The 11278-nt window shown below is 68.8% G+C and carries 9 protein-coding genes and 2 pseudogenes; 8 read left to right on the top strand and 3 right to left on the bottom strand.

Annotation, left to right across the window (positions count from 1 at the left end; translation table 11 throughout):
- Positions 1 to 19: 19 nt before the first annotated feature.
- From ORV05_RS09350 to ORV05_RS09330, 5 genes and pseudogenes are all read left to right on the top strand, one after another.
- Positions 20 to 703 carry a PIG-L deacetylase family protein gene (locus ORV05_RS09350; protein WP_268758051.1) on the top strand — a complete coding sequence of 228 codons (684 nt, stop codon included), beginning with the start codon at positions 20 to 22 and terminating at the stop codon, positions 701 to 703.
- Between the two features lie 71 nt (positions 704 to 774).
- Positions 775 to 2067 (top strand): nucleotide sugar dehydrogenase, encoded by a 1293-nt coding sequence (locus tag ORV05_RS09345; RefSeq protein ID WP_268758050.1) that lies wholly within the window; start codon positions 775 to 777, stop codon positions 2065 to 2067.
- A 14-nt stretch (positions 2068 to 2081) separates the two neighbouring features.
- Complete coding sequence (locus ORV05_RS09340) at positions 2082 to 3050, top strand: NAD-dependent epimerase/dehydratase family protein (protein WP_268758049.1); 969 nt, start codon at positions 2082 to 2084, stop codon at positions 3048 to 3050.
- 251 nt (positions 3051 to 3301) lie between these two features.
- Complete coding sequence (locus tag ORV05_RS09335; RefSeq protein WP_268758048.1) at positions 3302 to 4402, top strand: HNH endonuclease signature motif containing protein; 1101 nt, start codon at positions 3302 to 3304, stop codon at positions 4400 to 4402.
- Positions 4403 to 4452: 50 nt separating this feature from the next.
- Positions 4453 to 4802: pseudogene (locus tag ORV05_RS09330) on the top strand (transposase); the annotation flags it as partial.
- 9 nt (positions 4803 to 4811) lie between these two features.
- Here ORV05_RS09330 and ORV05_RS09325 read toward each other — a convergent pair.
- Positions 4812 to 6095, bottom strand: coding sequence for an ISL3 family transposase (locus tag ORV05_RS09325; protein ID WP_268758047.1), 1284 nt, complete (start codon positions 6093 to 6095; stop codon positions 4812 to 4814).
- 117 nt (positions 6096 to 6212) lie between these two features.
- Here ORV05_RS09325 and ORV05_RS09320 point away from each other — a divergent pair.
- A pseudogene (locus ORV05_RS09320) lies at positions 6213 to 6649 on the top strand (transposase); the annotation flags it as partial.
- A 91-nt stretch (positions 6650 to 6740) separates the two neighbouring features.
- On the opposite strand, the gene ORV05_RS09315 reads toward ORV05_RS09320, so the two are convergent.
- Entirely contained in the window at positions 6741 to 6926 is a 186-nt protein-coding gene (locus tag ORV05_RS09315; RefSeq protein ID WP_268758046.1) for a helix-turn-helix domain-containing protein, read from the bottom strand.
- 9 nt (positions 6927 to 6935) lie between these two features.
- Entirely contained in the window at positions 6936 to 9602 is a 2667-nt protein-coding gene (locus tag ORV05_RS09310; RefSeq protein ID WP_268758045.1) for a helix-turn-helix transcriptional regulator, read from the bottom strand.
- 195 nt (positions 9603 to 9797) lie between these two features.
- On the opposite strand from ORV05_RS09310, the gene ORV05_RS09305 reads away from it, so the two are divergent.
- Together ORV05_RS09305 and ORV05_RS09300 are read left to right on the top strand one after the other, a co-directional pair.
- Positions 9798 to 10577 carry a thioesterase II family protein gene (locus ORV05_RS09305; RefSeq protein ID WP_268758044.1) on the top strand — a complete coding sequence of 260 codons (780 nt, stop codon included), beginning with the start codon at positions 9798 to 9800 and terminating at the stop codon, positions 10575 to 10577.
- Between the two features lie 166 nt (positions 10578 to 10743).
- Positions 10744 to 11010: a hypothetical protein gene (locus ORV05_RS09300; RefSeq protein WP_268758043.1), complete on the top strand. Its 267-nt coding sequence runs from the start codon at positions 10744 to 10746 to the stop codon at positions 11008 to 11010.
- Positions 11011 to 11278: the final 268 nt, after the last annotated feature.

Below are 11278 nucleotides of genomic sequence, written 5' to 3'. Positions count from 1 at the left end.
ATGAAGGCTGGGGATCGGTATGCACAGGAAGATACGCAGACTGCTGGTGGTGGGAGCGCACGGCGACGACGAGACGCTCGGCGCGGGCGGTACGATCGCCCGCCTCGCCGACGAGGGCGTGGCGGTGTCGCTCTGCATCCTCACCAACGACGACGGCTCCCGGTCGGCGACCGGGGAGGGCGTCACCAACCGCACCACCGCGATCGAACTGGCCGCCAAGACGCTCGGGGTGGAGCGCGTGCGGATCAGCGAATTCGGTGACAACCGGCTCGACACGGTCAGCCACCTCGAGCTCAACCGGGTCGTGGAGCGGGAAGTGCGCGAGTTCGAACCGGACACCATCTTCACCACCGGCATGGCCGATCTGAGCACCGACCACGCACTGGTCAGCCGCGCGGCGCGGGTCGCGGGCCGGCCCGGCAAGGGCAGCGTGCGGGAGCTGCGGACGTTCGAGATCCGCTCGGCCACCGACGTCGGGGAGGCGTCCGGGCTGCCGACCGCCTTCCGCCCCAACTGCTGGCAGCGCCTCGACGAGAAGGACCTGGAGCGCAAGCTCGAAGCGCTGCGCGCCTACGGCAAGGAGTTGGAGCCCTGGCCCAACCCCCGCAGCGAGCGGGGCGTGCGGGCGCTCGCCGAATACCGCGGTTCGCAGATCTCCGCCGCCCTCGCCGAGGCGTTCGAGATCGTCCGCGTCGTGCACTGACCACGTCCGCGGGGCGATCACCTCGCGTTTTTCCGGGAATTTCACTGCCTGCCAGAGACGGGTGAACCTGAATGACGAGTACTGTCGCTGAATTCGAAGCCGTGGCCCAGCGCAACAAGCTGACCTCGGTCGCGGTGATCGGGATGGGTTACGTCGGCCTCCCGACCGCGCTCGGCCTGCACGCCGGCGGGGTCGAGGTGATCGGCATCGACCTGTCGCAGAACCGGCTCGACGCCATCCGCGCCTGCGAGGTCGACCTCATCGAGTCCGACCTGAGGCGGCTGGAAAAGGCCGTGCACCAGGAGGACTTCCAGCTCACCGCCGACCCCGCGCGGCTGGCCGAGGCCGACGCGGTGCTGGTGTGCGTGCCGACCGGGCTCGACGAATACCTGATGCCGGACCTCGGCCCGCTCAAGAACGCGTGCGCGGCGCTGATCGCCAGCGCCCGCGCCGGCCAGACACTGATCCTCACCTCCACCAGCTATGTGGGCACCGCCCAGCAACTGCTGGTGAAACCCCTGAGTGCCAAGGGGTTCAAGGTAGGCCGCGACATCTTCGTCGCATCCAGCCCCGAGCGCATCGACCCTGGCAACGTGACGCACACGCAGGCGGACACTCCCCGGGTGCTGGGCGGTGTGACGCCGGCGTGCACCGCGATGGCGCAGCGCGTGATCAACGTGCTGACCCCGGCCGTGCACTGCGTCAGCTCGCCCGAGACCGCCGAGATGACCAAGCTGTACGAGAACACCTTCCGCGCGGTGAACATCGCGCTGGCCAACGAGTTCGCCGAGATCAGCGACGGGTTCTCGATCGACCCGATCGAGGTGATCGAAGCGGCGGCGAGCAAACCGTACGGGTTCATGGCCTTCCACCCCGGCCCCGGCGTCGGCGGCCACTGCATCCCCTGCGACCCGCACTACCTGCTCTGGCAGCTGCGGGCGACGCAGAGCAACGCGCCACTGGTGACCCAGGCCATGCACGCCATCGCGGAACGGCCCAAGCAGGTCGTCGACCGCGTGCTGAACGTCCTGTCCCGTGACGGAAGGGGCATGGCGGACACGCGGATCCTCGTGGTCGGCGTGACCTACAAGCCGGGTGTGCAGGACGTGCGGTCCTCCTCCGCGCTGGACATCATCGACCTGCTCGCCGCGAAGGGCGCGAAGGTGGGCTACCACGACCCGCTGGTGCCGAACGTGCGGGTCACGGGCGGCTCGCTCGACAACGTCGCCGATCCGCACGGCGTCGACTGGGACCTCGCGCTGATCCACACCGTGCAGCCGGGGCACGGCTACGCATGGCTCGCGCAGTGCCCGGTCGTGATCGACGCCACCTACCGCTTCGACACCGCCCTGTTCACGAGCTGAAAGGACACCTCGAGGTGCGTTACCTGATCACCGGCGGCGCCGGGTTCATCGGCTCCCACCTGACCGAGCATCTTCTGGCGCGAGGCCACCAGGTCGTCGTGCTCGACAACCTCAGCACCGGCAGCCGGGACAACCTCCGCGGCGCTTCCGGACAGCCCGGCTTCCGCTTCGTGCGCGGCTCGGTGACCGACCCGCACGCGGTCGAAGCGTGCATGCCCGGCATCGACGCCGTGTTCCACCTCGCGGCCGCGGTGGGCGTGTTCACCATCCTGGACAAGACCCTGGAAAGCCTCCGGACCAATCTGCACGGCACGGAGAACCTGCTCGACGCCGCGCTCCGCCACGACGTGCCGATCCTCGTCGCGTCCACCAGCGAGATCTACGGCAAGAACACCGCCAACGGACTGGACGAGGACGCCGACCGGATCATCGGCTCCCCGCTGAAGAACCGCTGGTCCTACGCCGAGGCGAAGGCGCTGGACGAGACCTTCGCCTACCTCTACGCCGTGGAGCACGGCCTGCGCACGGTGATCGTCCGGCCGTTCAACACGGTCGGCCCGCGCCAGACCGGCCGCTACGGCATGGTCATCCCCCGGTTCGTCACCCAGGCGCTGGCGAACGAACCCATCACCGTGTTCGGCGACGGCCAGCAGACGCGCTGCTTCTGCCACGTGCACGACGTCGTCCCGGCCCTGGTGGCCCTGCTGTCGGACGAATCGGCGTACGGCAGGGTGTTCAACCTCGGCAGCAACGAGCAGACGACCATCTCACAACTCGCGGAGCGCGTGATCGCCGCGACGGGATCCACGAGCACCATCGCGAAGGTCCCGTACGAACAGGCCTACGGCGAGGGCTACGAGGACATGCAGCGCCGCATCCCCGACTGCACCCGCGCCCGCGAGCAGATCGGGTTCGCCCCCACCCGCACCCTGGACGACATCATCGCGGCAGTGGTCGCCGACCGCCGCCGGGAGAATCCTTAGCGGCGTCGGGGTTTCGGGGGCCGGCCGGTGCCGGGGCGGCACCGGCCGGGCCCCGAAGGGGCACGTGATCATCCTCAGTGCCGAACCCGGTACCCGAAAAACTTGTTCGAATTCTCGTTCGAAGTGACCATGATCGTGTGACACTGTTGGCGGCGTGTCGCCGATAGCATTGTTGAGTGACCGAGAACTGGGGGGTTTCCGGACCCAAACCGGAACTGTACGAACGCATCGCCGACCTGGAGTGGGACGACGTGTTGTCGCTGATCGCGGCGGCCGAGGCGTGTTCGAACGCGTGTCAGGCGGTGAAACTGGCCGCGATGGCGGCGTTGGGGGATTCCGATTCGGTGCCCAAAGAGGTCGCCCTCGAATTGCATTACGGGGCGCGTCAAGCAGAGGGGCAGGTGTCACTCGCGCGGGACCTGGCGCGGCGGTTGCCTTCGACGTTTGAGGCGATGAAGCGGGGTGAGCTGGATCCGTATCGGGCATCGAAGGTGGCCGACCAAACCTCCGTCCTCACCGACGAACAAGCGAGGGAAGTCGATACCCAGGTGGCGGGGAAGATCGCTACCCGGGATGCGACCTCGGTACGGAGGCTGGTGAACAGGACCGTCGCCCGGGTCGATCCCGACGGGCACGCCCGGCGGTGTGAGGAGCGCAAGCGGGGTCGCAAGGTTCAGTTGTGCCATGAGGATGACGGGATGGCCACGCTGTACGCCTACCTCCCGGCCGAGATCGCCGCCACCATCTATGCGCGGGTGGATCGGGTGGCTCGGGAACTGCGGAGCAGGGGTGAGGAACGCACGCTGGATGAGCTGCGGGCGGATGTGTTCTCCGACCTGCGCCTCGGTGTCGCTTGCGAGGTGGAGCCGCCGCGGGCGGAAGTGTTCGTGTATCTGGACTTCCTGACCTGGGCCGGGCTGCGTAACGAACCCCCCGAACTGGCCGGGCACGGCCCCATCCCGGCTGACCTGGCGCGGGAGCTCGCTCAGAATGCCACGATCCGGCGGGTGATCACCGACCCCATGACCGGCGCACCCATCGAGGTAGGGCGTCACCGCTACCGGCCGTCCGCCGCCACCAAGGAACTGGTGCAGGTACGCGATCGAGAATGCCGGGTACCCGGCTGCCACCGACCGGTCCAGGCCTGCGACCTCGACCACGTCGAACCCTGGGCCCAAGGCGGCGACACCGACAGCGGAAATCTCTGCGGCCTGTGCCGCCGCGATCATCGGCTCAAGGACGAGCCGGGCTGGCACCATCGCATGACCGACAGCGGCGTTCTGGAGATCATCACTCCGGCCGGGCGCACCTACCGCAGCCAACCAGAACCCCTCACCACCACCGCCGCCTAATAGCGTGTCTCACTTGGATATTGGTTGAGGTGCGGGCAAGATCATGACTTGTGATGGACGAGTTGTCGCGGCGGCTGGTGCCCGACGAGTTGTGGGCGCTGGTGGAACCGCTCATCCCGTCGGGAAAGGCGCGCCCGCAGGGTGGCGGAATGTCCCGGTGGACGATCGGGCGGTGTTCACGGCGATTGTGTTCGTGCTGACCAGCGGGTGTGCCTGGCGGCATCTGCCGCCGAGTTTCGGGGTCACGGTACCCACTGCGCATCGCCGGTTCTCCGAGTGGACGGCTGCTGGACTGTGGCGCGATGTGCACCGGGCGGTGCTGGACGAACTGGGCAGCCAAGGCATGATCGACTGGTCCCGCGCGGTCCTCGACGGAGCCTCCGTCAGAGCCAAAAAAGGCTCTGTTGATCTATGTGTGGGTGCGGTCGGGTAGTTCGGGGCGGTAGCCGCCGAGGGCTAGCAGCGCGAGGGAGATCAGGGCGTTGGGGTGTTTGAATCCGAAGGCCAGGCGGGTGAGCAGCCGTATTTTGGTGTTGGTTGATTCGATCAGGCCGTTGGACAGGCCGTGGTCGAGGGTGGCGTGGATGGCGATGCGTTCGGAGCGGATCGTTCGGGCGAGCTTGACGAACTCGGGTATCCGGCATCGTGCCGCCCAGGACAGCCAGCGCCGCAAGGCTTCTTTACCGGCATCACCACCAACCGCGAAAACGTGCCGGAGTCCTTCTTTGAGCAGGTAGGCGCGGTAGAGACGCGGGTCGGTTTTCGCGATCCAGGCCAGCTTGTGGCGTTGGTGGTCGGTGAGGTTCTCGGGGTTCTTCCACAGCGCCCACCGGGCGCGTTTCATGGTTTGGGCGGCACCGGCCGAGGCGGTGCGGCCACGCCGGTCCTTGTGGCTGCCCCCGGGTTGTCGGCGCGCGGTATTCCACGCCTGGCGCCGTACCTTGTCCAGAGCGTCGGTGGCCCACACGACCACGTGAAACGGGTCAGCGCAGCGGATGGCGTTCGGGCAGTACTGCGCCACGGTGCGGGCGATCCACGCGGCCGCGTCCGCTGATACGTGGGTTATCTGGGCGCATCGGTCCGGCCCGAGCAACTCGAAGAACGCGGCCAGGGTGGGTTTGTCGTTGCCCGGTGCCGCCCACACCAACCTGCCGGTGTCGTGATCAACCACCACCGTCAGATACCGGTGATTCTTCTTGTAGCTGATCTCGTCGATCCCGATCCTCCGCAGCCCGGCCAGACGATCCACGGCAGCGTCGATATCGGCGCGGACCCGGGCGATGATCGCCCCGACCGTCGGCCAGGCGATCCTCATCAGCTGCCGGACTGTAGTCCTCGATGCCGTGGTCGCCAGCCACGCGACGGTGTCATCGAAGGCACGGGTGTGCCCGGCGCCATGCCGGGCCCAGGGCACCGCGGCCACCACGACACCATGCTCGCGGCACCGCACGCGCGGTGCGTCCGCCTCGACGAACGCCTGCACCGTTCCCAGATCCAGGGCACGCCACCGGCGACGGCCCCGCCCGGCGTCATAGCGCGGGCACCGCCGCCGGCATACCCCGCACCGGTGACGATCCCGCCGCCGCAACCTCACCCCAGCCACCAACACCTGCCCAGCCTCGTCGAACTCCACCGACTCCACGACCGCGCTGCGCACGCCCAACAGCCGACCCCATACCCTGGCAGAGGGCACGTCGTTCTCCGTCTATTCGTTTCTGTTCCTCGACAGCTCAGAAACCTAGACCCAGCAACGACGTGCCCCTCCTACCAGGTCACACCCCACCCACACATAGATCAACAGAGCCCCAAAGGCGGGCTGACCGGACCGAGCCCGGTCGACCGGGGCAAACCCGGCTCCAAGATCCATGCCCTGTCCGACCGCGCCGGTTTGCCCCTGACCGTCGCCATCTCCGCGGCCAACACCCACGACAGCCACGCACTCAAACCCCTCGTCAACGCCATCCCCGCAATCCGCTCCCGCCGCGGACCACGCCGCCGCAAACCGGCCAAGCTGCACGCCGACAAGGCCTACGACATCCCCGCCCTGCGCGCCTGGCTCCGCCAGCGAAGGATCGCCCCGCGCATCGCCCGCAAGGGCATCGAATCCGCCGAGAAACTCGGCAAACACCGGTGGGTGATCGAAAGAACGATCGCCTGACTATCCGCTACGAACGCAAACCCAGCCACTACCTCGCCTTCCTCACCCTCGGCGCCACCATCACCTGCTACAAGAAACTTGCCAAGTGAGACACGCTCTAAGAACTCCCAACAGAGTTGGATGTCGGCCAGTCGGCGGTAGCAGATTATGCGCATCCCCAGCGCAGGAACGGACCGCCCTTCACCGCCCGGGACCGGCATCGCCGCATCGTGCCTTCCCGAGCTTGCGGTACACCGTGGCCAGGTGCCCGGCCGCCGCGTTCGTGGAGACTCCCAGTACCTCCGCGATCGTGGGGGTGGCCGTGCCGTGCAGGGCGAGTTCCGCGACCCGCAACTCGATCTCGTCGAGCAGTACCTCTCGCGACACCGGAATCGCCTACTTCCCACCCTCGGCGGCGGCGAATTCGCCGGCCAGTGCGGAACGTCCGGGGACGCCGAGCTTGCGGTACACGCGGGTGAGGTGCTGTTCCACCGTGCTCACCGTGATGTACAGCGTCTCCGCGATCTGCCGGTTCGTCCGCCCCTCCGCCGCGAGTTCGGCGACCCGCAGCTCGGCCTCGCTCAACACCCCGGACATACCGGCCACAGTGGACCCAGGGGGCACGGTGGACACAGTGGACGGCTTGGCCGGGGAAGCCAGCTGTTCCGGGCGCGGGACGACGTGCCGGTGCGGGGTCGGGCGGTCCGCCTGGCGCGGCAGGCGGACCGGCTTGACCAGGCCGTGGCTGCGTTCCGCGCGCTGGCCCAGCCGGTTGATCCCCTGCAGGGTCCTCGCCAGCTCCAGCCGGTCACCCGAGGCCTTGAAGGCCTCCGCTGCCCGGTTCAACAGCCCCTGTCGAGCCGCCGCGTCGCCCGCGAACGCGAGTATCCGCAGGGCGGAACCTCGCGAGTAGGCGTCGGTCGGCGCGGAGCACGCGAGTTGCTGCTGGGCCAGTTCGACGGCGAGGGTCGGATTGCCCAACCGCAGGTTGGCCTCCGCGAGGTCGGTGCGCCACGGCACGATCGCCGACACGTCGAGCTCCCAGTCGCGCAGCATGCGCTGGCACTGCTGGAAATCGCCGACCGCGGCCAGCGCCCGGTTGGTCGCCAGATGGAACTGGCCGCGCGCCCGCAGGTACCGGAGGCCGCTCAGCGTGGTCAGTGCCGCGTCCGGCAGTGACTGCCTCAGCACCGCCGCGGCCGCCTTGAACCCACCGGTCGCCGTGTGCGCACTCAACAGCGTCGCCAGCGGGTAGCTGATCGCGATGCCCCAGTTCGGCGCGTCCAGCATGGCCACCGCACGGGCGGCCCGCTCCGCCGCACCCGCGGCGTCGCCCTGGCGCAGCAGCAGGCTCGCACCGACCGCGTCGAGCAGCGCCTGCCACGTCACCGCGCCGCGGTGCTCGGCCTCCTCACTCAGCGAGGTGCACCACCCTTCGGCCCGATCGGCCTTGCCGTCGTAGGCCAGCGCGAGGATGGCGGTGGCGAGCGCCTCGAGGGAGTTGTCCGAAAGCCTGCTGTTCTGCAGGATCTGTTCCGCGCAGGCGGATGCCGTCTCGTTCCCCCCGGTGCGCCACAATCCGAAAAGCGCCTTCGCGGTGCGAAGCCAGCGATCACCGGTTTCCGGCGTGGTCATCGAAACGCCGTAGTGCCAGTGTCCGGCCAGGCCGAGTTCGGCCGCGGTGCGCGGGTCGAGCGGCTCGTCCTCGCCGGCGAGCGCCGCGAACGCACCTTCGAAGGCGCCGCGCTCACCGAACCACAGCGACTGCCTGGCGAGCGCGACCCGGTCGGACCGGTCCAGCTCATCGCCCGCCTCGCGCAGCGCCAGCAGGTGCGGTGCGGCCGCGGCCGGGTTCACCCGCCAAGTGATCTTGGCGAGCAGCTGCGAAATCCGCTGCTGCTCCTGCGGCGTCGCCGACACCGATGCGGCGAGCTTCAGGCAGCGGGTGGCGAATTCGACGTCGTCGTCGAGCATCACCTGTTCCGCCGCGTCCACCAGCGTCGGCAGCGCCCACTCGGCGTTCGCCTCACCGGCGGCCACCAGGTGCCGGGCGACCGCGGTGGCGGTCAGGCCCCGAGCGTGCTTCACCGCGGCGGCCCGCACATGCAGCCGCACCTTTTCCGATCCGCGCAGCCCGCCCACCACCGCTTCCGCGGCCGGTTGCTGCCGGAACCGCGAACCCGCGACCAGGCCGCTGCCCGCGAGCAGACTGGCGGAGGTCTCGGCCTCCACGGGATCCACACCGGCCACGGTGGCCACCGCTTCGGCGGGGACCTCGGTGTCCAGCACCGCCATCGCCGTGGCGACCTCGCGCAGCGGCGAGCCGTAGCGGTGCAGAAGCCGTTGCACGCCCTCGGAATAGGCCGATCCGGGGTCCGTTCCCTCGCGGTGGGCATCGATCAGCGCGTTGACCAGCAACGGGTTTCCGGCGCTCAGTTCGTGGATGTGCTCGGGCAACCGGTCGCGCTCCTCGCCGGGCACCAGTTCCGCGATGGCATCCACGGACAGCGGGGTCAACTGCACGTGCTGGTGCGGTTGCGAGGCGAACGGCAGCCCACCCCCGGCGTACCAAGAGTCGTCATGGCTGAACACCAGCAGCAACGCCACCGAACGGGCGCGGCGCTGGAGGCGCAGCAGCAGCCGCGCGGAGATCTGGTCCACGTGGTGCAGATCGTCCACGGCCACGAGTACCGGATGTTCACCGGCCATCCGGTGCAGCGCGCCGCACAGCCCGGTGATCCGGTCCGCGCTGTCCCCGCCGGGCTGCCGGAATCGCTCGGCCAGGTCCAGCGGCATCCCGGGGCACGCCAGCAACTGGTCGATCACGCCGCCGTCCACGTCCCGCTCGTCGGCGGCGCCGGTCGCGGTGAGCGCGGGGATGCCCAGTTCCTTCGCCAGCACCACCACCTGGTTCTGCACCTGCGTCTTGCCGCTGGCCGGTCCCCCGCCGACCAGCACGGTCTCCCCCGCGCCCGCATCGCATTCGATCAACAAGCCTTCGAAGAACTCCCCTGCCTCCTGCGGTTCGATTCTCCGGTTCTGCTGCCCCCAGTTCACGTTCATCGCAAACTCCTCGATGCAGGCGGTCATCTTCCTGCGGCATCGACGGTCGCAGCAGGCCCCTAAGCGCACCCAACCGCGATCTAAAGTCGCTCGATGAGGTGAAAAATGATTACGCACTGTTGCTTACCGATCATTTTCACGTTAGGGGTTGCCGGTCCGGGATATGGGCCGAAGACTTCCTGAACTGTGACTGCCGTGAACGCGAAAACCAGCCGATGGGTCCGGCGATTCCACCCCAGCGACGAAGCCGCGGTGCGGCTGGTGTGCCTGCCGCACGCCGGCGGATCGGCCACCGCCTACTTCCCCTTTTCCCGTGCGGCCAACGAAATCGGGCTGGCCGCCGAGATCCTCGCCGTGCAGTATCCGGGCCGCCAGGACCGCCGGGGCGAACGCTGCTTCGACGACGTCGGCGCGATGGCCGACGCCATCGCCGAAGACCTCGGCCTGTGGCAGGACCGGCCGATGGCGCTGTTCGGCCACAGCATGGGCGCGACCCTGGGCTACGAGGTCGCGCGACGGCTGGAAACACGCGGAGCGCGGCCACTGGGCCTGTTCGCCTCCGCCTGCCGGGCGCCGTCCGCGCAGCGCATCGAATACGTCCACCAGCGCGACGACGAGGGCCTGATCGCCGCACTCAAGGAGCTGTCCGGCACCGACAGCGCCGTCTTCGGCGACGACGAGTTGCTGCGGATGGTGCTGCCCGCCGTCCGCGGGGACTACACCGCCGTCGAGACCTACCGTCACCGGGCCGGGCGCGAGCTGGACTGCCCGATCCAGGTCCTGGTGGGCGACACCGATCCGGTCACCGACCTCCCCGAGGCCCAGGCCTGGCGCGCCCACACCACCGGCGGCTGCGCGGTGGAGGTGTTCCCCGGCGGCCACTTCTACCTCGGCGCCCAGCTCGGCGGCGTGCTGACCACCGTGGCCGCGCGCCTGCGCGATTGGAGCGACGGCAGCGCGGCGCGCAACCCCTGAACCCCGGGACCGGGGGCGGCGGACTGGAGGAAACACCGCCGGGTAAGGGTAGGGAAACCCCAGCTCCCGTTCAGGTGCCGCCCCCATGGTTCGGCCGGTCCGTATTCGCGAAACTGGATACAGCAAGGAAACAAGCCCGGACCGCCAGCCCTCGGAGGTAGTGATGATGACCATCCAGACCGCTCCCGGTGTCACGCAGCGGATGCTCCCCAACGGCTGCCTCCAGCTCACCTGCCGCAGCACCCGCCGCCAGGTCGAATGCGAGCCTGCCGCCGCCGCGATGTGGATCGCGCTCAAACAGCACAACGGCGACGTGGACCGCGCGAGCGCCGTCCTCGCCGCGCTGTGGGAGACCGACGTCGACCAGATCCGCCAGGACATGATCGCCCTTGCCGGTTCCCTCTGCTCCCTCGGCCTGCTCACCGAAGTGTGAAACCCCGTATCGACAAGGGACCCGGCAAAGTCCGGTCGGCTCGGGTCCCCCAGGCGGTTGTGTCCCACACTGGGGCCGGGACGGGATGCCCTGAAGGTCGCCTTCAGAGTCATAAACGCCCTCAAGGCCACTTTGAGGGCACGACCCCGATCCCAGAAGTCCCGTTTCCCGTCGAACGACTGCCGTGAAGGGTCCCTTCACAGCCGTATCGACTGTGAAGGGACCCTTCACGGCAATCCGCGGCCCCGCTTCGCGATTCACCCTCGCG

Origin of the sequence: Amycolatopsis cynarae (assembly GCF_026802195.1) — a bacterium.
Taxonomy (GTDB): Bacteria; Actinomycetota; Actinomycetes; order Mycobacteriales; family Pseudonocardiaceae; genus Amycolatopsis_E; species Amycolatopsis_E rhizosphaerae.
Note: the sequence above shows the minus strand (reverse complement) of the source record. Positions and strands in the feature narration are given on the sequence as shown.

Coding starts and splice junctions, on each gene's coding strand:
- ORV05_RS09310 (WP_268758045.1), bottom strand. CDS start 9,602: ATGAACGTGAACTGGGGGCAGCAGAACCGGAGAATCGAACCGCAGGAG.
- ORV05_RS09300 (WP_268758043.1), top strand. CDS start 10,744: ATGACCATCCAGACCGCTCCCGGTGTCACGCAGCGGATGCTCCCCAAC.
- ORV05_RS09350 (WP_268758051.1), top strand. CDS start 20: ATGCACAGGAAGATACGCAGACTGCTGGTGGTGGGAGCGCACGGCGAC.
- ORV05_RS09345 (WP_268758050.1), top strand. CDS start 775: ATGACGAGTACTGTCGCTGAATTCGAAGCCGTGGCCCAGCGCAACAAG.